Annotated in this window: 23 protein-coding genes; 10 read left to right on the forward strand and 13 right to left on the reverse strand. The window is 66.5% G+C overall.

What is annotated here, in order from left to right:
• Positions 1-1,002 precede the first annotated feature (1,002 nt).
• Complete coding sequence (locus ACXJKQ_RS12125; protein WP_457105991.1) at positions 1,003-1,752, forward strand: methyltransferase domain-containing protein; 750 nt, start codon at positions 1,003-1,005, stop codon at positions 1,750-1,752.
• 723 nt (positions 1,753-2,475) lie between these two features.
• Here the strand turns inward: ACXJKQ_RS12125 and ACXJKQ_RS12130 are convergent.
• A complete protein-coding gene (locus ACXJKQ_RS12130; RefSeq protein WP_457105992.1) occupies positions 2,476-2,610 on the reverse strand; it encodes a hypothetical protein in 135 nt (44 codons plus the stop codon).
• A 382-nt stretch (positions 2,611-2,992) separates the two neighbouring features.
• On the reverse strand, positions 2,993-3,259 hold the full coding sequence (locus ACXJKQ_RS12135; RefSeq protein WP_457105993.1) for a hypothetical protein: 267 nt from the start codon (positions 3,257-3,259) through the stop codon (positions 2,993-2,995).
• Positions 3,260-3,487: 228 nt separating this feature from the next.
• Here ACXJKQ_RS12135 and ACXJKQ_RS12140 point away from each other — a divergent pair, with 228 nt between their 5' ends.
• Entirely contained in the window at positions 3,488-4,003 is a 516-nt protein-coding gene (locus ACXJKQ_RS12140) for a hypothetical protein (RefSeq protein ID WP_457105994.1), read from the forward strand.
• A gap of 230 nt (positions 4,004-4,233) precedes the next feature.
• On the opposite strand, the gene ACXJKQ_RS12145 is transcribed toward ACXJKQ_RS12140, so the two are convergent.
• Positions 4,234-4,791 carry a restriction endonuclease gene (locus tag ACXJKQ_RS12145; protein ID WP_457106031.1) on the reverse strand — a complete coding sequence of 186 codons (558 nt, stop codon included), beginning with the start codon at positions 4,789-4,791 and terminating at the stop codon, positions 4,234-4,236.
• Between the two features lie 352 nt (positions 4,792-5,143).
• Positions 5,144-6,361, reverse strand: coding sequence for a flagellin N-terminal helical domain-containing protein (locus ACXJKQ_RS12150; RefSeq protein WP_457105995.1), 1,218 nt, complete (start codon positions 6,359-6,361; stop codon positions 5,144-5,146).
• Between the two features lie 297 nt (positions 6,362-6,658).
• Between ACXJKQ_RS12150 and ACXJKQ_RS12155 the strand changes: the two genes are divergently transcribed.
• Positions 6,659-7,294 carry a hypothetical protein gene (locus ACXJKQ_RS12155; RefSeq protein ID WP_457105996.1) on the forward strand — a complete coding sequence of 212 codons (636 nt, stop codon included), beginning with the start codon at positions 6,659-6,661 and terminating at the stop codon, positions 7,292-7,294.
• 81 nt (positions 7,295-7,375) lie between these two features.
• Positions 7,376-8,173, forward strand: coding sequence for a glycosyltransferase family 2 protein (locus ACXJKQ_RS12160; RefSeq protein ID WP_457105997.1), 798 nt, complete (start codon positions 7,376-7,378; stop codon positions 8,171-8,173).
• Between the two features lie 129 nt (positions 8,174-8,302).
• Here ACXJKQ_RS12160 and ACXJKQ_RS12165 read toward each other — a convergent pair whose 3' ends face one another.
• The 3 genes from ACXJKQ_RS12165 to ACXJKQ_RS12175 all read right to left on the reverse strand — a co-directional run bounded on the left by ACXJKQ_RS12165 (position 8,303) and on the right by ACXJKQ_RS12175 (position 12,243).
• Positions 8,303-9,412, reverse strand: a complete 1,110-nt coding sequence (locus tag ACXJKQ_RS12165; RefSeq protein ID WP_457105998.1) for a hypothetical protein — start codon at positions 9,410-9,412, stop codon at positions 8,303-8,305.
• A gap of 217 nt (positions 9,413-9,629) precedes the next feature.
• Positions 9,630-11,951, reverse strand: coding sequence for a Tex family protein (locus ACXJKQ_RS12170; protein ID WP_457105999.1), 2,322 nt, complete (start codon positions 11,949-11,951; stop codon positions 9,630-9,632).
• Between the two features lie 67 nt (positions 11,952-12,018).
• Positions 12,019-12,243, reverse strand: coding sequence for a hypothetical protein (locus tag ACXJKQ_RS12175; RefSeq protein WP_457106000.1), 225 nt, complete (start codon positions 12,241-12,243; stop codon positions 12,019-12,021).
• Positions 12,244-12,670: 427 nt separating this feature from the next.
• Between ACXJKQ_RS12175 and ACXJKQ_RS12180 the strand changes: the two genes are divergently transcribed.
• The gene (locus ACXJKQ_RS12180; protein WP_457106001.1) at positions 12,671-12,871 is read left to right on the forward strand and encodes a hypothetical protein; all 201 of its coding nucleotides are present in this window, start codon (positions 12,671-12,673) and stop codon (positions 12,869-12,871) included.
• 49 nt (positions 12,872-12,920) lie between these two features.
• Here the strand turns inward: ACXJKQ_RS12180 and ACXJKQ_RS12185 are convergent, their stop codons facing one another.
• From ACXJKQ_RS12185 to ACXJKQ_RS12195, 3 genes are all read right to left on the reverse strand, one after another.
• Positions 12,921-13,079: a hypothetical protein gene (locus ACXJKQ_RS12185; RefSeq protein ID WP_457106002.1), complete on the reverse strand. Its 159-nt coding sequence runs from the start codon at positions 13,077-13,079 to the stop codon at positions 12,921-12,923.
• A 363-nt stretch (positions 13,080-13,442) separates the two neighbouring features.
• Positions 13,443-15,611 (reverse strand): glucans biosynthesis glucosyltransferase MdoH, encoded by a 2,169-nt coding sequence (mdoH, locus tag ACXJKQ_RS12190; RefSeq protein WP_457106003.1) that lies wholly within the window; start codon positions 15,609-15,611, stop codon positions 13,443-13,445.
• A 56-nt stretch (positions 15,612-15,667) separates the two neighbouring features.
• Positions 15,668-17,236, reverse strand: coding sequence for a glucan biosynthesis protein D (locus ACXJKQ_RS12195; protein ID WP_457106004.1), 1,569 nt, complete (start codon positions 17,234-17,236; stop codon positions 15,668-15,670).
• A gap of 154 nt (positions 17,237-17,390) precedes the next feature.
• Here ACXJKQ_RS12195 and ACXJKQ_RS12200 point away from each other — a divergent pair, with 154 nt between their 5' ends.
• The 3 genes from ACXJKQ_RS12200 to ACXJKQ_RS12210 all read left to right on the forward strand — a co-directional run bounded on the left by ACXJKQ_RS12200 (position 17,391) and on the right by ACXJKQ_RS12210 (position 18,922).
• Complete coding sequence (locus tag ACXJKQ_RS12200) at positions 17,391-17,984, forward strand: ribosome hibernation promotion factor (protein ID WP_457106005.1); 594 nt, start codon at positions 17,391-17,393, stop codon at positions 17,982-17,984.
• Positions 17,985-18,125: 141 nt separating this feature from the next.
• Positions 18,126-18,593 carry a PTS IIA-like nitrogen regulatory protein PtsN gene (ptsN, locus tag ACXJKQ_RS12205; RefSeq protein ID WP_012319935.1) on the forward strand — a complete coding sequence of 156 codons (468 nt, stop codon included), beginning with the start codon at positions 18,126-18,128 and terminating at the stop codon, positions 18,591-18,593.
• A 2-nt stretch (positions 18,594-18,595) separates the two neighbouring features.
• The gene (locus ACXJKQ_RS12210) at positions 18,596-18,922 is read left to right on the forward strand and encodes a hypothetical protein (RefSeq protein ID WP_457106032.1); all 327 of its coding nucleotides are present in this window, start codon (positions 18,596-18,598) and stop codon (positions 18,920-18,922) included.
• 103 nt (positions 18,923-19,025) lie between these two features.
• On the opposite strand, the gene ACXJKQ_RS12215 is transcribed toward ACXJKQ_RS12210, so the two are convergent.
• The 3 genes from ACXJKQ_RS12215 to ftsE form a co-directional block, all read right to left on the reverse strand.
• Positions 19,026-19,808, reverse strand: a complete 783-nt coding sequence (locus ACXJKQ_RS12215) for a YdcF family protein (RefSeq protein WP_457106033.1) — start codon at positions 19,806-19,808, stop codon at positions 19,026-19,028.
• A 151-nt stretch (positions 19,809-19,959) separates the two neighbouring features.
• Positions 19,960-20,883 carry a cell division protein FtsX gene (locus ACXJKQ_RS12220; protein ID WP_457106034.1) on the reverse strand — a complete coding sequence of 308 codons (924 nt, stop codon included), beginning with the start codon at positions 20,881-20,883 and terminating at the stop codon, positions 19,960-19,962.
• Positions 20,884-20,924: 41 nt separating this feature from the next.
• Positions 20,925-21,617 (reverse strand): cell division ATP-binding protein FtsE, encoded by a 693-nt coding sequence (ftsE, locus tag ACXJKQ_RS12225; protein ID WP_457106006.1) that lies wholly within the window; start codon positions 21,615-21,617, stop codon positions 20,925-20,927.
• Between the two features lie 182 nt (positions 21,618-21,799).
• Here ftsE and ACXJKQ_RS12230 point away from each other — a divergent pair, with 182 nt between their 5' ends.
• Positions 21,800-22,567, forward strand: a complete 768-nt coding sequence (locus ACXJKQ_RS12230; protein WP_457106035.1) for a zinc-ribbon domain-containing protein — start codon at positions 21,800-21,802, stop codon at positions 22,565-22,567.
• 152 nt (positions 22,568-22,719) lie between these two features.
• Positions 22,720-23,670, forward strand: coding sequence for an AraC-like ligand-binding domain-containing protein (locus ACXJKQ_RS12235; protein WP_457106007.1), 951 nt, complete (start codon positions 22,720-22,722; stop codon positions 23,668-23,670).

Below are 23,670 nucleotides of genomic sequence, written 5' to 3' on the forward strand. Positions count from 1 at the left end.
CCTGTCGGGCATTGGCCCTTACAACACACTTCACCGAGGCGGCCCCGGAGGTGGTTCGAGGTCGAGAAGGGGGCGTCCGAGTAAAGAGTGTATTCGTCCGGCGCGGCGGCATTAGGCGGTGATCAGGCAATAGCCGTCGTCGAGCGTGTCGGAGACGAAGCCGAGGCGCCCGTGCTGGTTCGGCCCTCGCGGCGTCCGTCTCCTGATCGATTGAGCCTAGCTTCACAATGAGGGCAGACCAGGGAGCAAGGTCCGAAGCCGTCGATGCGGTCGATGCGCAGGTTGCGCGGGCGCTAGACCAGCCAGGCTCAGGGCCCGCCATCGGGCCGGAGCCAGTGCTGCGGTAGGTCAGGGTATAGGCCCGCGGGGCGAGCGAGAGGTCCGCATCGCTGCCGCGCGAGGTCAAGACCACTTGCGGTTACGCTTCGGCGGAGCGGGAGGACGGGTCTGGAAGGCGTTGAGCTCGCGAACGACGGCTGAAGATCAGGACCGACTGCTTGCTGCGACGCATGCGAGACGTGCGGACCGCTGTCAGCGCGTCCTGAACGCAACCATTCGTCAGCCCTCCGGCACCTTCGGTTCAGGGTGGTGGGCAGACCCTGGCTTTACGTCACAGTTCGAACGTTCCGCGCCCACCCCAGTTCTGCCGCCAAAAAAGACTCCGCCCATCAGCGAATGCAAACACTGACAGCTCGATTGCCTAGTAAATCGGCACTTGTTCAGCAATAAAGATCAGGATGCGCAGGAATAATCTGACCTTAGCAAGACGGCATCGCTACTTGGAATATGGCTATCAATAATTAAAGTAAACTTTGGGTCATGACGCGATACATTTTGGGCTAAGCGGCTAGATTTTCTTCATTGTCAAACCAAGCCGGGAAAGATATTCTATTTATATGAGTATTGACGAGAGATTAATAGACGTATACTGATTAATCAATCACTGATATGCCGCGTAAAAGCGTAAATTCGGCTACGCATCAGGTATACGTGGAGGCTGAGATGTATGATTTCAGTTGGCATCAAAGGCACAGCGAAAAAACCAGAATATCTGCAGAAGTCACGCTTTCGATATTGTTGGACATATTTCATCCCGAAAGTATGCTCGATGTTGGCTGTGGCGACGGCATTTGGTTGCAGAAAGCCGGGGATCTCGGATTTGCAGAATTCAACGGCGTTGACGGCCCTTGGACGGACATGGATAAACTGTTAATCTCGGAACAAAATATAACAATACTCGATCTTGAGCAAAGTTTCAATCTAGATCGACGATTTGATGTTGCGATCAGCCTTGAGGTTGCCGAACATATTTCTAGCGAATCTTCGGAAAAAATGGTCGAAAATCTGGTCAGACACAGTGATGTTGTGCTGTTTGGCGCCGCCATACCTTATCAAGGAGGCTTTCGCCATATTAACGAAATGTGGCAGTCTTGGTGGGCAAGTAAGTTTGCGGAAAGAGGCTACCAGTGCTTCGATGTGATCAGGCCCCAAATCTGGAATCGCAATGACGTGCATTATTGGTACAAACAAAACGCGCTCGTGTATGTCAATGTTGAAAGGAAGGATTATTCCGAATCATTTGAGCGTTATGCGACAGATAAATCATTGATCGGATGGCCGTTGGATATCGTCCACCCAGAAAAATATGAGTCGATCGCCTCTTATAAGCAGATAGCTTTTAAGCCACTTCTCCGTGAGCTTCCGAATGGCGTGGCTGAAAAACTCAAAGGCATGCTGCTTCGGAATAACTAGTCGGGTCAGAGGAATTCAACTCAGCATCGGCTGCGATTTGGTTCATGGCCGCGGAAGCAAGCCGATGCAAAATTATCTTCGCTGGTAGGTTGCGGCCGGCAGTGATCTGGCGTCAGGACCATAGCGAGCCCCCGACAATCCGATCACCGTTCCTGTGCCGGCAGGCGCCACGCGTTCGATTGTCGAGTCCTCGACGGTACGGCTTGGCATGAACCACGTCTGGTGCGGCGATCCTGGCGCTGGACTGTCCTCGGTCTGCCGACGGTCAAACTCGAGCAGTCCCATGCCTGGCAGGACCCACGCCAGCGCGTTGAGCGTGTCGGAGGCTGCGTCGACCATAATTGACATGGCTGCCGGCTGGCGTTCTCAGAAATGCGCCGTTCCAAGGCGCACACCACAGCATCTAGTCGCCGACCTCGACCGAGCTGGAGACTGGCTTGACACGCATCTCCTTCGAGCCGGTCGACGTCATGGCGCTGACAATGAAGCCCGCGAGCGCCGTGACGTGGTCCGCGACCTGCGCGATGCAGGCCTGCCCCGCGGTCTATCCCACTGCCGACGGTCCAGGCCGGATCCGCGCCGGGCCGCTTCCTCGTGCCGGCAAAGTCCCAAGCGCACCCGATCCCCGATCGGCGGCAGGGCATCGACGATCCCGAAACCCACCCGGTTTAACAGCCCACCGTACCGCGGAGCCGGCCTCTGCTGGAACTGCTCGGCCACCGCCTAGGCGCCGAGCGGGATCGTGTCGCGCTCGACCACCGCCCGCGGGAAACGCCCGGGGAACATCTGCTCGCTGTCGACGATGCGCCGGTCCACGAAGATCGGCGTCCGGAAGGCGCGGTCCGGCTCGAACTTCAACGGCAGAATCAGGTGAACCTAGCCCAGGGTGAGCCGCAGGATCTGGCCCGAGCCGTCGCGACCGCGCAGGTGCTGCAAGGTCAACCCGCTTTGGAGGCACGCGCCACCGCCCGGCGGACACGGCTGCCTCGACGACGCCGGCATCAAAGCCAAGCGGAATGCCGCCCGCAGGCGCGTCTACGGTCTCATGGTCGCGCATGAGGCGCGCCTGTGAGGCCAGCCGCACGGCAATGTTCGTGCTGGAACAGTGCCGCGCGGCTGGTACGGCGCTCAATGTTGTCTTAAGTCGCGAGATCCGTGATTGAGCGAAGTGTGACGAGGGCCTGAAGCCCTCCAAGAGGGCGAGGGCCGTCGAGATGCGACCTCTCGGCCCCCGCGCATCTCAGTTTTCGCGCGCTTCGCGCAGTACAGCGCGGACGTGTCCGGCTGCACAAGCAAGCGCGGTGTTTCGCGTACCCCCGTCGGGTGCATCCGTCTCAAAGGACCCGAGCCGGTACGCAATACGGTGCTCTACAGCTTGCAGCAGTTCCCGAGCCGTGTCGTCTTCGATACTGCGCAGCGTACGCGCAAGATCGAGATACGCACTTCTCATAATGCCAAAAGCCAAGCGTGTCGCGGCGTTATCCGCGATCGGCATCATTTCAGTCATGGCGTGTTCCTTACAAAACACGCTCCCCAGACCGCGGAGTCTATATATCGGCAAATTAGGATTGTAAATACAGCATTCGATAAGACTCCGCGGGCCATCTCCCGGCGGCTGTGCGCATGGGAATTTCACATAGGACAATCATCAGGAGCCTTGGCCGCTATGCCTATCACGGGGCAGCACCGAGGCGATGCCGAACCTCACTTGAAAGAGCCGCGAAGGAGCGGCGTCATGAAACTCGAGTTCCTCGTCGCCGACCAGCTGTGTGGTGTCGGCGAATCCTTGAGCGTCTGCCAGCCGGCGCTCACCGACCTCGGGCTCAATACGGGGCTGGTGACAGCGAACGAAATCCTCTGGACGCGAGGATCCGCGGCTGAGGACATGGGCACCCTTCAGCGAAGAAATTCATCCGGCTTCTTCGACTTCGGAGACAATGCCGGTCTGACGCGTTTCGGCCGAAGATTCTCCATCCGGCCTGCGTTGCTGCGGCCCACCATCCTCGATCAGCTTTTCCCTGCTGACTTTCTCGCTCTCCGCAACCTCCTTCAAGGACGGAGCGACACCATCTTTCTCGACGCCAGTCATCGCGCTCTCCCTGTCTCCTGCGAATGCGACGGACGATCAGAGCTGTGGCGGAACCTGATGTCCGCGGGCAGCCGGTGCGCTGCCCGATCTACTGGAATCGAAGTGCTCGTCGGCGCGTCCCGTTCCACGCGATGTCATTTGAGGGAGGCGGCGAATGCCTGAACCGTTCACTGTCGCCGATCCCGCCGGCTGCGCGGCGCGCGCGCTTAGCTATCGGCACGATTGTCTTAAATTGGTCGCGGTCGGCCGGATGATCCCCAGGCACCCGTCAATTGTCCGATTGCGCTCATGCAGGCGGATCGCGCGCAAGCTCCCTGCGGAAGCCGATGCCGCAGGCGACAAGAGGGATCTGTACAGCTGGGGGGCGGACAGGTGCACTGCATGGCGTCCGATCAGGCCGCCAACCGCAGGCTTTCCTTGTGCTGGCGCCGGGCCGCGATGCTCGTTGCCGGGCGCGCCGACAACAGATCGAGCTGCGAGCAGTGCAGGGCCAGGACGTTCTGCTCCTCTGCCATCGCGATCGCCGCCCCGCTGAACCCGCCATTCGTGATGACGCAAGCCGTGGTGCAGCCAACGCATTCTGCCGCCGCGGCGACCTCTGAAACGGCAAGGCACTCGATGTCCCGATCCGTCCACTGCAGGCGTACAACGACGCGCTTGCGATCACGCATCAGCATGAAGTGTTCCTGATCCTGGTAATCCAGTCCCCATCCTGTCGAATTCAGAAAGCGGAATATCAGCTGCTCGTAACTTGCCGGCGAGACGCTGACTTGGTCGAGGAAGGTCCACGACGCAACTTCTTTATCGAGGACCGAAGCAAATTCCGCGTCAAGGCGCGCGACAGCCGTAGCCTTGGCGTTGATCGGGTCGATGCCCTGAGCGATCCGCGCCCGGGCCTGGAGACCGCGCTCGCGGAGCCGAGGCCCATCCCGCGAAGGCGTCTCCTCAATGGTCGAGCCTCACCCAACGCTTCGATCCGCCGGACCCGGTCACGAGATAGAGGCCGCCGTTGGCGTACCGGCCCGCGCGCTCAGCGTCTGGACCTTGCGAGCCGAATGGCGGCCAATCCCGCGCGCCGTCCTATGCCGCCAGCTCTCCCACCACGCGACTCCAATTTGGGCGAATCACGGTGGACGCTGATGGGTCGAAGTTCGATCGACGCCTCTTCCGCCAGCGCTCCGCCGACGAGCCGCCCACGCGGTTCAATGGTTCCCCGGCGCCTTGCCGAAGTTGCCGGACGTCACAAACACGAACGGCCGGAGCAATGCTCCGGCCGCCGAGCCGTTCTGGCGGAGTGAGCGCTTAGCGCAGGAGCTGGAGGACGCCCTGCTGGGCGGAGTTGGCCAGGGAGAGGGCGGAGATGCCCATCGACTGGCGGGTCGACAGCGCCTGCGAATTGGCCGCTTCCTGGTTCAGGTCGGCGTTGGTCAGGTTGGCCGAGCCGGTCTGAAGGACGTTGATCAACTGCTTGGAGAAGTCCTGGCGGTTCTGCACCACCGACAGGTTCGAGCCGAGGGTGCTCGCCGCCGAGTTCAGGGCGGTTCCGGCGCYGGTGAGGGTCGACAGGGTCTTGTTGACGTCCGAGTTCAGCAGGAAGTTGCCGAGGCCGTTCGARCTCGYCGAGYTGTTCGAGTTGGTGATCGRCGACAGGCCCAGGCCGCTGGCCGTCGCGTCGACGGASGMGACGTTCAGGTTGGAGCTGCCGGTGTCGTTGAACTTGATGTTCATGTCATTGCCCTTGCCGGCAATGAGGTTGACGCCGTTGTAGCTGGCATCGCCGGCGAGCTGGGTGATCTGGTTCAGCAGGTTGTTGTACTGGCTCGCCAGCGACGAGCGCTGGGTGACGCCGGAGATCGAGAGGTCGCTGGACACGACGGTGCTGGCGGCRGTGCCGTAGGTCGAGGCCGTGGTCGCCGAGGCGGTGAAGCCGAGCGCCGTCTGGCTGSCSGAGTTCTGGAACTCGACGTCGGCCTGGGCATTCAGRACGATCTTGGTGCCGGTGCTGTCGACCGAGAAGATCGCGCCGGCGCCGAACGAGCCGCTGGACGMCGTGGACGCCGAGCTGACCGCCGCGTTCAGGGYCGCGACCGYCGCGYTGAYGCTCGAGGAGGCAGCGACGTTGGCCGAGACCGAGGTGCCGTTGATKGTCAGGAGCACCGTCGAGGCGGTGGTGCTGGCGCTGTAGGCGCCGGCGGCGGTTCCGGTGGTGGAGAGCTGGGTCGAGAGGGCCTGGTTGGCGATCGACTTGGCTTGGTCGACGAGCTTCTGGATCGAGGTGATGCCCTGGTTGGCGGCCTGGATCGACTGGACGCCGTTGGAGATGCCGTCGAGCAGGGAGTTCAGGCTCGACGAGCGCCCGTCGAGGGCCTGGGATGTGAAGAAGTTGGTCGGGTTGTCGAGGGCGGAGTTGACCGTCTTACCGGTGGCGAGGCGGTTCTGCGTGGTCGCCATGAGGGTGGCGGTATCCTGCAGCGAGAGCAGGTTCTGACGCGTGGCGGCCGACAGGGTGATGGAGGACATGGATCGCTATCTTTCTGATTTGATGCACCCGTTTCTTGGGTGGGCCAGTAATCGCGCCCCAACCCTTTCTCACGCGTTAAATCAATCGCAGACAGCTCGGTAACGTGGGTCGATCGTTAACGGAATAACTCCGAGATCGTTCAAGTATTGATAGTGCGGGGGCCTCGTTCAAGATCCATTAACCATCCGCTGCCATAAGCCGCGAGGCTGTCCAAATCTGTCGCGTCTGCCCAACCGGAATTGCTCCGCTGCGGCCGGCGAGCGGCGACTGGGGCGAACCTTGAACGGAGACCAGCTTTGATCGCTCAAGCGTCTGTCGCTGTTGGCGACCCGAATCTCTCCGCGCCACCGGTTTTTCCGCATGTCGCGATCGCGATCCCCTGCGGGACCATGGTGCACGCGGACTTCGCCGTCAGCCTCGGCTCGATGATGCATTCGCTGGGCGAGATGCCCATGTCGCTCGTCGTCGGGAAGTCGTCGATCGTGGCCGATGCCCGCAATCTGAGCCTTGAATTCGCGCAGAAGTACGGTGCCGAATATGTCCTGTTCATCGACAGCGACATGACCTTCCCCAAGGATGCCCTGCTCAAGCTTCTGGTGCGGAAGGTGGACATCATCGGTGCGACCTATTCCCGTCGCACTGCGCCGTTCCATTTCCTGGGCGACATTCTGCAGGAGCAGCCGGCCGACGCACCCAAGGGCCTTCTGGAGATGTCGCGCATCCCCACGGGTTTCCTCCTGGTCAAGTCCACGGTCTTCGAGAGCCTGAAGCGGCCCTATTTCCGGTTCCGGGTCGATGAGGAGGCCGGTGTCAATATCGGCGAAGACTTCGACTTCAGCGATCGGGTTCGTGCTGCCGGGTACAGGATCTGGTGCGATCCGTATCTCAGCAAGGAGCTCGGCCATATCGGCGAGCAGTCCTTCAAGCTCTGAGCGAAGCCGGGATTCGGGTGACCGCGCCGTGCCTGCGCTTCACGGATTGGGGCGGGGCGCTCGACACGATGAGGTGTGGGAATGAGGATTGCGATCATCACACCATCGCGGCTCAAGCGTTCGACCCTCGCCGGAAAGGCCGGCCAGTATTTCCTGGAGCACGCGATGGAGAGCGCCGCCGGCCAGGACCTCGACAGGCCGGTGACGCTCCGTTTCTTCGTCGGGATCGATCCCGACACCGAGATCCCGGCGAGGCTGGCCGACCACCCCCAGATCRCGTTCGTGCGCAGCGACCGCAAGGCGCAGGTCCCGGCCTTGAACGCGGCCATCCGCGCGGTGGATGCCAGTTGGGACCTCGTCGGCTTYCTKGAGGACGAYGATCRCTGGMTGCCGCMWTAYCTCGGTKTCGCGCTYCRGGCSCTGGACRGTTTCGACTTCGTCTCCTCGACCCAGCTCGAGGTGGRCGAGGCCGGCGAGATCGTCCGGATCAACGATTTCGCCACGCCGTCGGGCTGGCTCATGCGCCGCAGCACGTTCGAGCGCGTCGGCGCCATCGACCCGTCGGCGAAGTGGCACTACGACAACGAATGGCTCGGCCGCCTCGCCGAGACCGGCCTGCGCCGAGCCCACCTCGTCGAGRYCACGGCGCCGGCAACCCTGCAGGACGCGAGCCAGGTCCGCCCGTGGCTCGCCAACGTCCTGCGGAATGGCGGCCCGAACGTGCACCTCGTGCGCCATGGCTTCGCCCTGCCCCTGGTGTGCCGCCTGGTGCATCCGGGGTCCGGCACCTCGGATGTGGGCCAGGGCGGGACTTCCAAGGCCGAGAGCAATGCCGAGTATCAGCGGCTGATCAATCGCTTCGGCCGCATCCCCTGGTAAGACCCCCGAGGCGCGCCGGAGCTCGCTTAATCGCGTGCGGAGCCACAGGGCGTGACGAGGCCGCCGGATGCCGCGTGCGGCCCATTCCGGCCGGCTGTTCCCGCGGCGCGGGCCGATCGACGGAGCCCTCTAGACCCGGCGGGCAACGGCCTGCTGGAACGCGGAATACACCCTGCGCATGGCGGGAATCTTATAGGGAAAGAGGTCCACGGGATCCATGTCGTGGACGACCATGCCGGTATCGGCCTCGAAGATCAGGAGCCGCCCGTCCGTGCTCTCGGCACAATCGATGATCAGGTAATCGAGCCCGATCCGGCGGTGGATCTCGGCGAAGGCGGCGCGGTGGCGCTGTGCGAACCCGTCATCGAAGGCCGCCATGGCATCGGCCTCGGCCGCCCGCTTCTCCGCGTCCTCCATCATCCCGGCGTTCAGGTAATGGATCATCCAGTGATCGCGGACGGCCATGTGGCATAGGAACGGCACGCCGTCGATCAGAACGACGCGGAGCTTCCGGTAGAGACCGTCGGGGCTGCGATAATCGCAGAATTGCGTGATGTAGAGATCCTCGGTACGCGTGTCGTCGAGGTAGCGCCGCAGGTCGGATTCCTGATCGACCTTCTGCAGATCGTTGCCTGCATGCGTATCCAGCGGGCGCACGAGGACGGGAAATTGAAGGCCGTCGGGGAGGCCTGAATCCGTCGTGCAGCAGGTCGATCGGCCGACCCGGACGACCTTCGGCACGAGGAGCCCTTCGCCATCACGGAGCGCGGCAGCGATCCCGTGCCGAGATGTCTTGAGGACATGGCGCGGGTGATTGAGGATCGGTCGTGTCCAGTGGTCGGCCGCCGCCGCGAGGGCTTCCAGCAGCGGCTCGGCGACGGTTGAATAGGCGACGCCCGTGATCAGTACGTCGTGGTCCGGGAGATCCCGCGGGATGTCCTCGCCGGGCAGGACGAACAAATAGGCGGTGCCAAATGTCTCGTTGTCCAGCAGAAAGTCGACCGGCGTATTGGCCATGAGATCGCCGGTCGTGACGATGATGAGGACGCGGATCCGCGCCGCAGGCGGATTGCTGCGCAGGGTGAAATGCCGCGCGCCCCGGAGGATCTCGGCCTGGAGCTGGAGCGCCTCGCCGCTGCGGTGCATCAGCAACAGGATCGTCGCCACGTCCATGCCGGCGCCCGGCTCGATGACGTCGTCGTCCGAGTGGGTCAGGATTTCCTTGGCCAGGGCAGCCATGTCGGCGCTTTCGAACGCGGCTCTGATCAGACGCGCCGGTCCGATCATGGGGCTTGGACCGTCGAACCGCGCGACACGCATTTGCATGAGAGACTCCGGGCGGTCGGGGGTGCCCCGCGTTCGGGGTGGAAATCCGGATGGGCCGGAAGGGATCGCGCCGGATCACACGACGCGCGAAACACTGCGCGGACGGTGGTTTACGAAGCGCTAACCATGCTCAGCGGCGCCGCGCCGGGGAAGCGGCGGCGCGCCGGAGTGCGTCCGCCAGGGGGCCGGTCGGTGCGTCCTCCGCGGGCGTCCCGGCCCGAGGCCGCTGGGGGGCGGGCTTCGGTTCGGCCGTGCGTTGCGCCGGCCGGGCTGGCTCGACAGGATCGTCGAGCCGCATCGAGAGCGCGATGCGCTTGCGCGGACGATCGACACTGAGCACGAGAACCCGCACGACCTCGCCAATCCGGACGACCTCGGCGGGCGACGCGATCCGCCGCCGCGCCATGGCCGAGATGTGGACGAGCCCGTCCTGGTGGACGCCAATATCCACGAAGGCACCGAACGCGGCGACGTTCGTGACCACCCCCTCCAGCTGCATGCCGGGTTCGAGATCCCCGATCGTCTCGACGCCGTCCTGAAAGCGCGCCGTCTCGAATGCCGGTCGCGGATCGCGCCCGGGCTTCTCGAGTTCCGCAATGATGTCGCGCACGGTCGGAAGGCCGAAGCGCGCATCGACGAAGCTTTCCGGTGTGAGCCGGCCGAGGGCTGCGGCGTTGCCCAGCAGGACATGGATATCGCTCTTCGTCGCCCGCAGGATGCGTTGCACCACGGGATAGGCCTCCGGATGGACGCCCGACCCGTCCAGCGGATCGTCGCCCCCCTGGATGCGCAGGAATCCCGCAGCCAGCTCGAAGGTCTTCGGTCCAAGTCCCGGCACCGCCTTGAGCGCCGTGCGTGTCCGAAACGGTCCCTTTGCGTCGCGATGCGCGACGATGCGGCCCGCCAGGGCGGCGCTCAGGCCGGAGACCTGCGCCAGGAGGGCAGGGGAGGCCGTGTTGACGTCGACCCCGACGGCATTCACGGCGTCCTCGACCACGGCGGCGAGGGAGCGGGACAGCTTCGCCTCGCTGACGTCGTGCTGATACTGTCCGACGCCGATCGACTTCGGATCGATCTTCACGAGTTCGGCCAGCGGATCCTGAAGGCGACGGGCGATCGACGCGGCGCCACGATGCGAGACGTCGAGATCGGGCAATTCACGGGCGCCGATCTCGGAGGCCGAGTAGACGGAGGCGCCGGCCTCCGAGACCATGACTTTCGCGAGGGCGAGATCGGGATTGGATGCGACGATCTCGGCGGCGAGGCGCTCGGTCTCTCGGGAGGCCGTGCCGTTGCCGACGGCCAGAAGCTCGACGCCGTGGAGGCGGCACAGGCGCCCGAGGGTCGCGACGGCCTCCCGCCAGCGGCGCTGCGGCTCGTGCGGGTAGGTCGTCTCCACCGCGACGATCCGCCCGGTCCCGTCTGCCACCGCGACCTTCACCCCGTTCCGATAGCCCGGATCCAGCCCCATCGTCGCGCGCCCGCCCGCCGGGGCGGCCAGCAGCAGATCCTTCAGATTGCCGGCGAAGACCGTGACGGCCTCGTCCTCGGCCCGCTCGAACAACCGGTTGCGCAGATCCTGCTTGATCCCGGTCCGGATCTTCGTGCGCCAGGCGGCGCGGGCGGTGTCGAGCAGCCACGGGTCGCCCGGGCGGCCCCGCAGCGCGATGCCGAACCGATGACAGATCGCGCTTTCGAACGGCCCAGGAAGCCCCGGCGACGAATCCTCGCCCTCGGCGGTGAAGCCGACGTCGAGCACCTCTTCCCGTTCACCCCGGAAGATCGCCAGGATGCGGTGCGACGGCATCCGTTCCAGCCGCTCGCTCCACGCGAAGTAATCCGAGAACTTCGCCCCCGCGCTCGCCTTCCCCTTGCGCACTTGTGAGACGAGCTGGCCGCCGCGCCAGAAATCCGCCCGCAGCCGGCCGACGAGGTCGGCGTCCTCGGCGAAGCGCTCGATCAGGATCGCGCGGGCTCCTTCCAGCGCGGCGACGGCATCGGGCACGCCGCGCGCATCCGCGACATAGGCGGCCGCCACCGCTTCGGGCGTGTGGTCGGGGCGGCTCAGGAGGGCTTGTGCAAGGGGTTCGAGCCCGGCCTCGCGGGCGGATTGCGCCTTCGAGCGGCGCTTCGGCCGGAACGGCAGATACAGGTCCTCCAGACGCGCCTTCGTGTCGGCGGCTTCGAGCGCCGCAGCGAGCGGCGGCGTCATCTTGCCCTGATTCGTGATGCTCGCGACGATGGCTGCGCGCCGCTCATTGAGGTCGCGCAGATAGGAGAGCCGCTCCTCGAGCCGGCGCAGCTGCGTATCGTTGAGGCCGCCCGTCGTCTCCTTCCGATAGCGCGCGATGAACGGCACGGTCGCTCCGCCATCGAGGAGCGTCGCCGCGGCGGCAACCTGAGCCTCTCCGACACCGAGTTCGTCGGCGATCAGCGCGTTCACGGCTTTCATGGCGTCTCCGGCGGGGGGGAACGGAGATGCTGCGTGAAACGTCAAGCCGTCGGAAACAAGGCGCCCGTCACGCTTGCGCCTCCGTGCTGACGGCGCGGGCGCAATCGAGGATGCGCTGCCGCGCTTGCACGTCCTCGATCGAGAACCAAAGGCTGAGCAGTTCCTCGGTCGACGCGATGTCGTCCCGGGCTTCGTCACCGAAGAACACATCGACGGAGCACCCGAGGGTTTCAGCCAGAGCACCCAGAATGCGCTGTGCCCGCCCCGCCGCGGTTCCGGTGTGGTTCGCCATCGCGTCGATCCGCTCGCAGCCTCGGCCCGCCTTGCCGCCCAAAGAACCGCTTCCCCGCACGCGCCGACAGAGAGGCGCAAGGTCTAGTCGATCCGGCCGCGCCGCGCTGCCCCCGGCCGATGCGTCGTCGTGGGGTCCATGCCAATTCCAGACCCACAGAAGACAACGCAGTTCCTGGGGATAAGGAACCGGCCCGGAGGGATCCGGGCTGCGAATTTTCGACCGACGGAGACAGCCAGCCGATCGATCGAGAGGTCGGAAAACCTGACCTGTTAAATCTTGCGATGTCACGGGCGAGCAATCGAACATCTTGATCGAAGTCGCGGGGGGCGCGGCGCGAAGCTTGACGATAGTCTCGCGGCGTCATCCGGATGTCACGGCTGGAGGCGAAGGTCTCGTCTCGCATGTGCCGGAAAGGCAGGCGCCCGTGCAGTTCGAGATCCGTGAGCGAAGCCGGTCGCTCTGGTCCTGGGTTCTCGTCAACGAGACCGACGAGCCTGTGCTTGAATCGCGTCGCAGCTTCCCATCACGGGCGCAGGCGACTGCGGCCGCGCTGGCTTTCTCCCAGCTCGTTGCCCGAGCCGGCCGCAACTTGGCCGGTGGTCATCGACAGGTCGGGTTTCTTTGAGTGGTTCGAACCTTCGCGACGGGCCGGCGCCCGGAGTGCTCTGGAGTTCTCAGGCCCGGTGGCGCAGGAGGCTGACGACGCTGGTGCAGGCGATCACGCACCCCACCCCCATCGCGCCGAGGCAGCTGATGGTGCGGATCGGTTCTCCCCGTGCCAGGACGATGGCGACGGCGAGGGGCAGGAGCAGGAACACGAGCAGCAGGGTCATGACCGGATCCGAAGGACGATGGGCGAGTCTTGGACGCGAATGGTTAATCACTTCTCACGAAGGGGAGGCTCGCGGAAGGTCCGAACCTGGGGTGGGATCAGGCCCCACTGGGAGCCCCATCCGAATCGTGAACGTGGCCACGAGCGAGTTTTGAACGGCGCCGGATTTCCCGACCTGCGGGTGGCCTGAACCTATGTCGGGGTTCGTGGAAAGGCCGTGCCGCTCGCCCGCTTCGCCTGTCCGGTCGCTGACCGATGTCCGTCGGGCGGGCTGGTGGGCGCGGCGCGCCGTACACCCACGCGAATGCTGTTCCGCCGCATCGAACGCGTCGCGTTGACGACCGAAAAATGTCCGGTCGCGGCGCTATTGCGGTCGGCTTTGGCCGAGGCGGACCAAGCGGTCGATCAGAGCCCGGTCGCGCAGCAGCGCCATCCGCTCCTTCGCTGAAAGCCACGCCTGCGCCTCCGCGACCGTTTCGGCCTCACAGATCTTGGCTGCGGCTAACGTCTGGTCCGGATCGACGGCGCCCCGTGGCCGCCGCTGGCCGATGGGAAGCATCCGGGCGTGGGCCTGAGCGAGGCCGGGATCGTCGTGCATTGCCGCCAGGGAATCGGCGTCATCGAAGCCGCGCGCGGCGTTGCGCGCCGTCAGGGCCGCCGCGCGAACCGCGATCTCGGGAGGCGAGGCCTCTTCGGGGGTGGCAAGAAGGAGGCGGCGCTTGAGCGCGAGGCCAAGCCCAAGCTGGCCGCTCGCCCAGGAAATCGGGATCGCCAGCACCAAGCCCAGGATTGTCGGGCTCATCCAGAGAAACAGAGAAGTGGCGATCGCGAAGGCAGCGATTCCCGCGACGAGCCCGAGCACCGTGTGCCAGCGGTGCCGGATTACGATGTCGCGCAGCGGGATGGAGCCGTCGTCGCGCCGCTGCGGATTCCAGCCGGTGTCCCGCCCCAGAAGGATGCCCATGACCGAACCGGACTGGATCACCATCGCCACCGGCGCCACGAGGGCCGAGAGCAGGATTTCGACCATGCTCGACAGGATGAGCCGTCCGGCGCCGCCGGATGCCCGCCGCACCGAGCCGTCGAGCAGAGCCAGGATAAGCCCCAGGACCTTGGGGGCCAGCAGCACCGCCATGGTCAGGCCGAAGAGCTGAAGGGCGCGGACCGGGTCGAACCGCGGGAAGACCGGCGAGAACCCGGCACCTCCGAAATAATCCGGTCGCTCCGTCGCGGTCTGAAGCACCAGCAGGATGCCGACCACCAGTTGCAGCAGCCACAGGGGCGACGCGAGGTAGCCGGCGATGCCGGTGGCGAAATGCTGCCGGGTGGCGGGGTGCAGCCCCGCGGCGCCGATGACCCGGGCGTGCTGGAGATTCCCCTGTGCCCAGCGCCGGTCGCGGACCGCGACGTCGATCAGCGAGGGCGGGCTCTCTTCGTATGAGCCCGGCAAGCGGTGCAGCATGTACACCGCCCAGCCGGCGCGGCGGATCAGGGCCGCCTCGACGAAATCGTGGGAGAGGATGTGGCCGCCGAAGGGCGGCCTCCCGTGCAAGTCCGGCAATCCGCAGGAATCCGCGAAGGCGCGGGTCCGGATGATCGCATTATGACCCCAATAATTGCCGTCCCGGCCCGACCAGACGGCGAGGCCGGCAGCGATCACCGGACCGTAGATCCGGGCCGCGAATTGCTGGAGCCGCGCGAACAGCGTGTTGCGGTTGATGATCAGCGGCAATGTCTGGATGATCCCGGCATCCGGATCCGCCTCCATGGCGGAGGCCAGCGCCACGATCGCCGGTCCGCTCATCAGGCTGTCGGCATCCAGCACGAGCATGTGGTCGTAATGGCCGCCCCAGCGCGAAACGAAGTCGCCGATGTTGCCGGCCTTCCGGTGATGATTCTTCGGGCGATGGCGGTAATAGAGCCGGGCATCGGGGCCGAGTCGAAAGCGCAGGTCGAGGAAGGCCCGTTCCTCGGCGATCCAGGCGTCGGGCTGGGTCGAATCCGAAAGGATGTACCAGTCGAAATGGTCGCCGAGACCCGTGGCCTCGACGGCTTCCCGCATCGCCTCGATGCCCGCGAAGGTTCGGGCTGTGGCTTCGTTGTAGACGGGCATCAGGACCGCGGTTCGCGTGTGCAGCATCGCCGCCGTCGGGCTCGGCCGCGGCCGCCGCAGCAGCGTCCCGAAACCGAGCACGGCATTGGTGAAGGCCAGCGCAATCCACGAGAAGGTCAGGCAGAACAGGACGACGAGGACGAGCTGAAGGGCGGTCGGGCTGCCGGAGACCGACACGGTCTCGACCATCTGCCAGCCGCCGAAGGCCGTGAGCGCGAGCGCGCCGCCGAACACGAGAATCCGCGCGGGCCAGGGGCTCCGGATGCGGCCCGCCGGTCGACGGCCTGCGCCGGGGTCCCACCGCTCCAGATCCTGAATCGGCATGGCCATAGGTGCCTCGGGCGGCATGCCGAGGCCTTCGGTCGAAGAGGGAGCGGCCCCGACTTCGGGCGCGGCATCCCTGGCCGGAGGCAGGGTCATCGTCTCGTCCAGTCGCACGGTGTAGGCTTATCCTCGAAGTTGTCTCTGGCGGGTGGTCACGGCGTCCAGCGGAACAGCCAGGTCTCGCTGACCCGGGTCTGATTCCGCCGCAACGCCAGGCGCAGTTCGCTCGCGCGCTCGCTGCCGGGATCGAGTTCGAACAGGATCCTGAGGGTTTTGCGCTCGGGATAACGGTATCGGTCCTGACGTGTGATCGTCCCGGCCGAGGCACTGACGTCCACGTCGATCGCCCCCGGCTGGAACAGGCTGTCGCCTTCGAAATCGACCGCGAAAAGGCGCCGATTGCCCGTGCTGCCGTGGCCGCAGCGGCTCTCGCGTACCCGTGCAATCTCCGGAGGCAGCGGATCAGGCCATCCCTTTGACCAGTGCTGACGGCATTTGAACCGCATCGTCCCGCCCTTGGCGAGCTTCGCCTTGGGGCGCCAATACGCGAACACGTTCTCGTTCAGCTCGGAATCGGTCGGAATCTCGAGCAGCGTCACCGTGCCCTCATTCCAGTCATCCTGCGGCTCCAACCACAGGGAGGGCCGTTGCTCCCAGTGGCGCCGGTCGTCCTCGAAATCGTCGTAGGCGCGGGCGCGCTGCATCAGCCCGAAGCCTTTCGGTCCGCGGTCGACGAACGCCGAGACCTGGAGCGCCTCGGGGTTGTGGACGGGGCGCCAGATCGGCTCGCCGTAGCCGTTGTGGATCGCCAGACCCTCCACCGAGTAGGCCGCGTTCCGCAGGTCGTCGACACGGTTCCGGTCGAGCGGGCCGAACAGGTAGCTACCCTGCATGCCGCCGAGCCCGATATGGTCGAGCTCGGCCCGGGCAAAGACCGTGCCGTCGATCGCCGCGGTGGATACGTCGCGGCCGGGCGTCAGGGTGATCTTGAACGCCGCCGTCGCCGATTCGGAATCGGCGAGGGCGTGGACCACCACCGGTTGACCGGGCGTGGGCATCTCGATGAACAGAGCCCGGAACAGCGGGAACTCCTCACCCCGGGAATCGGCCGGCCGCAGCGCGAGCGCCCGCGCATTGATGCCGAAATCCTGGCCTTCCGCCACGAGGCGGAAGAACGAGGCGCCCTGGAACAGCGCGAAATTCGATACGCCGTCGGCGCCCGCGAACTGCGCGCGCAGGCGGAAGCCCGAGAACGCCGCCGCCGCGTCGAGATCCGGCAGGTCGATCCCAGGCGCTGCGAAGGCCGCCTTGTCGTAGGTGATCGGCTGGACCAGCCCGTTGTCCACGACGAACAGCGCCACCGGGGTTTCGAAGATCGAGCCCCGCAACAGCGGCTCGAGCACGTAGCCGACACCCTCATTGGCCCAGATCGCCCGCCCATCGGCCGGGTGAATCGCCTCGTAGGCCTCGCGCGACAGGCTCTTCAAAACCGCGGGAACGTCGCCGGTCTTCGGTCCGACATAGGCGGCTGCGGCCCGGGCGCGTGCCAGTTCAATCAGCGTGTCCGCCTCGAAGGCCTCGCCCTTGCCGGGAAGAGCCGGCCCCTTCTCGGGCTCCGCCGCCCGCGGGTGCGACGGGAGTAATCCTGCGGCAGCACCAAGCGCGCCGACCAGCAGGGTGCGGCGTGACGGGGCAGCGGGAAGTCCGGCATCGATCGTCATGCAGGCGGTCGTCTCACGTCTGGGCAGGCCCCCGTATACACGCAGCGCGGCTGAACCCCGGGTTAAGCAACCCGCTGAACCGCAAGTGGCTCCGTTGACTTAACCCGAGCCGGCTCTCTAATTCGGCCGACTACATCGGAACGGGGGAGGCAGCATGGGATCGATGCGAGTCACTGGCCACGGCGTGGATCTCGGCGAGAGTCTGCGTGGCCGCGTCGAAGAGCGGATGTCCGCGATTCAGGCCAAATATCTCGACTCGCACATGCACGATTCCTGTAAGGGCCACGTCACGCTCCGGCGCGACGGCGCTGCTTTCCGGACGGATTGCGTGCTGCACCTCGTATCGGGTCTGACGATCGAGGCGAACGGCTTCGCCCACGATGCGCGGTCGAGCTTCGAACAGACCGCGGAGCGCCTCGAGACCCGTCTGCGCCGCTACAAGCACAAGCTCAAGCAGCACGCCACCGGCCCGGGCGACGATGTGGCGGTCGAGGCCGCATACGCGGTGTTCGCGGCGCCCGCTGAGGAAATCGACGAGGCCGTAGACGGGGATGCCCATCCGCCGATCGTCGCGGAGAGCACCAAGACCCTCCAGCGCCGCACCATCGGCGAGGCGGTGACGGCACTCGACATGACCGGATCTCCGGTGGTCGTGTTCGTCCACGCTGGCACCGGCCGCGTCAACGTCGTATATCGGCGCAGCGACGGCGCGATCGGTTGGGTGGACCCGCCGAACGCCGCCGAGTGACTTTGCGGGTGGGGGAACGGAGCCGGAACCGGCGGTTCGTCCCACCTATTGATGCAGCGGGGCCGTGGCCGGAACGGTCATTGACCCCCCTGCGGCGAGGCCCGGTTCCTCGCGGACGGGCGACGGGGCAACGGTCGTTCGATGCCAGTTCTGGAATTTCTCGACCCCGAGTCGGTCGTGCCGGCTTTGCGCGCGCGCGCCAAGAAGCAGGTGCTGCAGGATCTCGCGGCACAGGCTGCGCGGCGTCTGCCGGCGCTCGGCGAGCGGCCCGTCTTCGACACCCTTCTGCAGCGCGAGCGGCTCGGATCGACCGGGATCGGCGACGGTGTGGCGATCCCGCACGGCAAGCTCCCCGGACTGGATCGTCTGTTCGGATTGTTCGCCCGGTTCGACCGACCGGTGGATTTCGAGGCCCTCGACGGGCAGCCGGTGGACATCGCCTTTCTCCTGCTCGCGCCGGAAGGGGCGGGCGCCGATCATCTGAAGGCTCTCGCGCAGGTGGCCCGTATCCTGCGCGAGCCCGGAATGCTCGCCCATATCCGCGCCGCCCGGGATGCGGGAGCCCTTTACGCCCTCCTGACTCGTTCGACGGCTCCGCAGGCCGCCTGATGATGCCGATCTGCCGAGCCGCCGCCGCTCTCGCCCTGGCGGTCGCCCTTCTGGGGCCGGCCGCCGCCCAGGGTGACACGACCTGTGCGCGCGATATCCTCGTCGCGCAGTCGATGCAGCGGCAGGCCGTCGATCAGCTGGAGCAGGCCGACGGCGACGACGCCAAGAATTGCCGCATCTGGCGCCGTCACGTCGAGACCATGCGGCGTGTCGCGAGCGTCTACGGTCGCTGCCTCTCGGGTTCGGAGCGCAATGAGCGTCTCGCCCAGGTCCAGGGATCCGACCGGGAATTTTCCACGGCGATCAAGGCGCGCTGCAAGGGCCTGTAGGCGCGTTGCCGGGGCGTCTTATCCATCCCGACGACACGCAATAGGCCTGAATCCGGCCCCGGGATCGGCCGTGCCGGCTCGGTTTTGAGCCCAAAAGGTATGGTCAGTCCACGCCGCGTATCATCAACGGCTCGGCCACCATCTTCACCGGCTTGCCGCGGCCGATCAGGATTGCGGCCCGGGAGCGCTCCGGATCGGCCTCGAACCGCGTGCGCACCCAACTCACCAGGAACTTGACATATTCGGAGGCCAGGAGCCGCGCCGCAGGCGGACTCTGYCACCAGCGGTCGGCATTGAACGCTTCGGTCACAACCGGATGCGGCAGGACGCGGTCGCTGTCCTGCAGGGCGTGATCGAGTTCGATCAGCGTCCGCGGCATGTGGTAGTTCGAGGTCACGACCGCGACGGTGCTGAAGCGGTGCGCCCGCATCCAGCGCCGGGTCTCGATGGCGTTTCCGATCGTGTTCCGCGCTCGGTAATCGAGGTCGACGCAACAGGCAATCAGAGCGCGTTGCGTCGGGTTCAGCCGAGCGATCTCGTCGCGGCTGGTCCGCTCGTTGACGCCTGTGATGAGCAGGCGCCGGCCATAGCCGCCGGCGAGCAGATCGATGGCATCGCCGATCCGCTGCGCGCCGCCTGTCAGCGCCACGATCCCGTCCGCCCGGTCGGCGGGCGAGCGCTCGTGGCGGGCAAGCGCGCTGACGAAGATGAGGAATCCGGCAAACAGCGCCAGCGCTCCGAGACCGGCGCCGAGGATGCAGGTCCAGAGGGCGATCCGCCGCCGGTGCGGCAGCCGCGACCGCGCGACGGCACGCCGCGGGAGACCCCACTCGTGCCAGGCCCAGCCGACCGTGTCGGTCAAGGGCGGATCCGATGCGCGCAGCATACGCGTGGTCATCCTCCGGAGGATCGGCGCCGATTGCGGCGGCCCGGAGGCAGCGCCGTCGGCCGCTTCCACACCGCTCCGATTAGGTTTCCAGTTGGTAAACGACCTCTTAACACCCTCCATTTCCATGTGATCGACAGAGTAGGCCGCCTCAAGCCAGGAACCGCCGCACCGTCACGCGCGAGACGACGCCGGTGACGACCGACGCGATCACTCCGATCAACATGACGCTGGCATAGCCCCGCACGCCGATATGGAAAGCGCCGAACAACGCCTCAACCTCCTGGCCGGCCGGGCCTGAGCGCGCGGCCCGGGCCAGCAGACCAGCGATCACGAACGCCGCGATCGCCAATCCGGCTCCGATCGCCCCGCCGCGCAGGCCGAGGCCGAAGAACCGCCGCTGGAAGGCCCGGGCGATGTAGTCGTCGTCAGCACCCACGAAGTGAAGGACCTCGACGACCTCGCGGTTGCTGGCCATGGCGCCGCGGGTCGCGAAGGTCACCGCCAGTCCGGTGGCGATGAGGACGAGCAGCACGAGCCCGATCCCGATGCCCACGAAAGCGTTCGCGGCGGTCGAGAGCCGTTGCAGCCAGAGGGCGTGGTCGTCCAGGCTTGCGACGCCCGGCAGGGCTTCGACGAGGCGGGTGCGCAGGCGCTTCAGGTCCGCACCCTGGCCGCTGGCGAGTTTGAGGGCGATCAGCCGTGGGACCGGAAGATCCGTCAGGTCGAGCCCGCTCCCGAGCCACGGTTCGAGCAGGCGCTCCGCCTCGGCCTTGCTGAAAACCCGCGTCTCCGCGATCCCCGGCTCCGCCTTGGCGATGCCGTCGGCCCGGGCCACGTCCGCGTCGACGTCGCGGCCGGGACCCGGCCGCACCTGGATCGTGACCTCGCGCGCCACGTCGCCCTGCCATTGGGAGGCGTTCGCCGCCACCATCTCGGCCGCGCCGGCGCAGAGCCCCGCCAGGAAGGTGAGGATCGCGATGACCGCGGCCAGAGACCGGCCCGCCGCGGTGTCGGTCGGGACCAGGGGGGCGTTGCGGCGCAGGTTGGCCGGCATCGACGGATCCGGCGGCATCGCCGGGGCGCCGGGCTTCGCCCGTGGTATCGCCTGCGTACTCATTCCTCGACCCGCAGGCGGCCTTCGCCCAGCACCATCCGGCGGGCATCGACGGCGTCCATGATGCCGAAATCGTGGGTCGCGATGATGACCGAGGTTCCGAGCTTGTTCAGCTCCAGGAACAGCCGAAGCAGCCGTCGGCCGAGCCCCGGATCGACGTTGCCGGTGGGCTCGTCAGCGAGCAGCAGGTCGGGCCGGGCGATCAGCGCCCGGGCGATGGCCGCGCGCTGCTTCTCGCCGCCCGACAGCAGCGGCGGCAGCGCATGCATGCGCTCGCCGAGGCCGACCCAGCGCAGCAGTTCCACCACCTCGGCCCGGTAGCTCGCTTCGGCCCGGCCCTGGACCCGCAGGGGCAAGGCCACGTTCTCGTAGGTGGTGAGATGGTCGAGGAGCCGGAAATCCTGGAACACCACGCCCATCCGCCGCCGCAGGCCGGTGAGTGCCTTGGCGGAGATGCCGCTCACCTCCTCGCCGAAGATCGAGACGAGGCCGCGGGTCGGCCGCACTGACAGCAGGATCAGGCGCAGCAGCGTCGTCTTACCGGCCCCCGAGGGGCCGGTGAGGAACTGAAAGGACCGCGGCGCGATGCGGAAGCTGACGTCGGACAGCACCTCCGGCCCGAGGCCGTAGCGCATGCCGACGTTTTCGAACTGCACCACCGGCCGCTCCGCACCGGGCAGCAGGCTCTTCATGCTCGCCTGTAGGTTCAAGGCCGTGCCGTGTCTCGTCTGTCCAGGCCCTGGGAATCGCCGCACCGGCAGGCGTTTTCAAGGCCTCCGGGATTTCACCACCGCTTAACCCTGTTCGGCGACACTTTCTAAAGCGAATTCACTTTCCGGTCCCGCTGCGGCCGATCGATGCGAGTATGGCGCGTATGCTGATCGCCTGTCCGAGCTGTGGGAGCGAATACCGGATCGATGCCGGCAGGGTCGGCATGGAGGGCCGCTCGGTCCGTTGCGCGGCCTGCCGCGAGACGTGGTTCCTGACGCCCGCCGACGTCCTCGCCGGCCACGAAGCGGAGCTCGCCGCCCATGCCGAGGCGGACCCGGTCGCGGATGCCGCCTGGGAAGAGGCGACGGCCTCCGTGAGGACAGCCTCGGATGCCGCCGCCCCCAACGTCCCGCGATCTGCCCGATTCCCGAAGCGCGGCGGAAAGGCTCGCCGCGCGATCCCGGGTCTTTCACCCTCGCTGGCCTTCGGCCTGACGCTCCTGGCGGGCTTGCCGCTGGTCTGCCTTGCCCGCACCAGCGTGGTCAGGGCCGTCCCGCAGACCGCCTCCCTGTTCGCGCGCCTCGGGCTGCCGGTGAACGTGCGCGGCATCGAGATCCGCGACGTCGTCGCGTTCAGCAGCCCCGCCGACGACGGCCAGCCCGCGGAACTCGTGGTCGAGGGTGATCTTGTCGGCGTCGCCCGGTCGGATGCGCCAGTGGCGCCCCTGAGCATCGAGATCCGCGACGCCGGCGGTCGCACCGTCCGGACCTTCTCGATCCCAGCACCGCGATCCGTCCTGGCCGCGACCGAGACGGCCCGGTTCCGCGCCAGCCTGCCTGCACCGCCTCGGGACGGACGCTCCGTGATGCTGCGTTTCGCCGACGCGTCAGGCGCGCGGACCGATGCCCGCGTCGCGGCTGCGGAGCACTGAGGCGGGCGCGCGGCAGGCGACCGGGATTCGAGCCGGGCGCGCGTGAAATTTATCTTAGGTTGCGTATCGACGGCTGATCTGCGACTCTATCGCGTAACCATCCAACGCTGGGACGAGCATCGACCGACGTTGGCGCCTTAGGCCGATGTGCTTTGAGTGTCCGCGAAACCGTTCCGGTGCTGATCGAGACCACCGAAGCGGTGGAACAGATGCGGGCCTTCGATTACTGGCGCAGCACGGTGCTGGCGCGCGTGGACGCGACGCCGCTGGCGGACGATATCCCATTCGCGGCGGGTCGCAGGATCGCGGTCTTCGACCACGGCGCGATGTTGCATACCCTTAGCAACCCGATCGCAGTCGAGCGGACCGCCCTCCACGTGCGCCGCGACGGGGGCGACGACATCGCCGTCGTGCTCCTCCTCCAGGGGAGCGGGTTCATCGAGCAGGGCAACAGCGGCGGCTTGCTGGGCGCCGGCGACGTCACGGTTCACGCCATGGACCAGCCCTTCGCCATCGGCAGCCGCGACGCCTACGAGGAAATCCGCCTGCAGGTGCCCCGCGCCGCCTTCTTGGCGCAGGTCGGATTCGCGCACGCCTTCGCCGGGCGCAAGCTCCGCGCGACGCCGCTGAGCGGCCTGTTCGCGACCTATCTCCGGTCCTTCTCGGAGACGGTGGGCGGCATGTCTGAGGCGGAGGCCGGTACGGCCCTGGAAGGTATCCTGCACCTGCTGCGCGCGCTTGCCGACGGACAGGGCCCGCACGCTGACGACGACCTGTCCGGCGATGCCATCCGAGCCCTCGCCCTCGCCCATATCGAGCGGCGGCTGCACGATCCCGCCTTCGGACCCGATTCGCTGCCGGCCGCGCTGCGCGTCTCGCGAAGCCGGCTCTATGCGGCCTTCACGCGCGACGAGGGCGTGGCGGCCAAGATCCGCGACGCCCGGCGTGACCGGGCCTACCAGAGGCGCCGGTCACGCCGGAGCGGGACCCGGATCGGGTCAGTGATGGCCGGGTGCGGCTTCACCGACGCAGCCGCCTTCAGCCGCGCCTTCCGCCGCCGGTTCGGCCTGGCTTCGCGTGACGTCCTCGACAGCCACCCCTGA

The organism is Methylobacterium sp. P5_C11 (genome assembly GCF_054049775.1).

Excerpts from the sequence above, each read along its gene's own strand:
- ACXJKQ_RS12175 (WP_457106000.1), bottom strand. The coding sequence starts at position 12,243 with ATGGCGAACCACACCGGAACCGCGGCGGGGCGGGCACAGCGCATTCTG.
- ACXJKQ_RS12185 (WP_457106002.1), bottom strand. The coding sequence starts at position 13,079 with ATGACCCTGCTGCTCGTGTTCCTGCTCCTGCCCCTCGCCGTCGCCATC.
- ACXJKQ_RS12165 (WP_457105998.1), bottom strand. The coding sequence starts at position 9,412 with ATGGCTGCCCTGGCCAAGGAAATCCTGACCCACTCGGACGACGACGTC.
- ACXJKQ_RS12200 (WP_457106005.1), top strand. The coding sequence starts at position 17,391 with ATGGGATCGATGCGAGTCACTGGCCACGGCGTGGATCTCGGCGAGAGT.
- ACXJKQ_RS12170 (WP_457105999.1), bottom strand. The coding sequence starts at position 11,951 with ATGAAAGCCGTGAACGCGCTGATCGCCGACGAACTCGGTGTCGGAGAG.
- ACXJKQ_RS12125 (WP_457105991.1), top strand. The coding sequence starts at position 1,003 with ATGTATGATTTCAGTTGGCATCAAAGGCACAGCGAAAAAACCAGAATA.
- ACXJKQ_RS12140 (WP_457105994.1), top strand. The coding sequence starts at position 3,488 with ATGAAACTCGAGTTCCTCGTCGCCGACCAGCTGTGTGGTGTCGGCGAA.
- mdoH (WP_457106003.1), bottom strand. The coding sequence starts at position 15,611 with ATGACCCTGCCTCCGGCCAGGGATGCCGCGCCCGAAGTCGGGGCCGCT.
- ftsE (WP_457106006.1), bottom strand. The coding sequence starts at position 21,617 with ATGAAGAGCCTGCTGCCCGGTGCGGAGCGGCCGGTGGTGCAGTTCGAA.
- ACXJKQ_RS12220 (WP_457106034.1), bottom strand. The coding sequence starts at position 20,883 with ATGCCGCCGGATCCGTCGATGCCGGCCAACCTGCGCCGCAACGCCCCC.
- ACXJKQ_RS12230 (WP_457106035.1), top strand. The coding sequence starts at position 21,800 with ATGCTGATCGCCTGTCCGAGCTGTGGGAGCGAATACCGGATCGATGCC.
- ACXJKQ_RS12135 (WP_457105993.1), bottom strand. The coding sequence starts at position 3,259 with ATGACTGAAATGATGCCGATCGCGGATAACGCCGCGACACGCTTGGCT.
- ACXJKQ_RS12195 (WP_457106004.1), bottom strand. The coding sequence starts at position 17,236 with ATGACGATCGATGCCGGACTTCCCGCTGCCCCGTCACGCCGCACCCTG.
- ptsN (WP_012319935.1), top strand. The coding sequence starts at position 18,126 with ATGCCAGTTCTGGAATTTCTCGACCCCGAGTCGGTCGTGCCGGCTTTG.
- ACXJKQ_RS12210 (WP_457106032.1), top strand. The coding sequence starts at position 18,596 with ATGCCGATCTGCCGAGCCGCCGCCGCTCTCGCCCTGGCGGTCGCCCTT.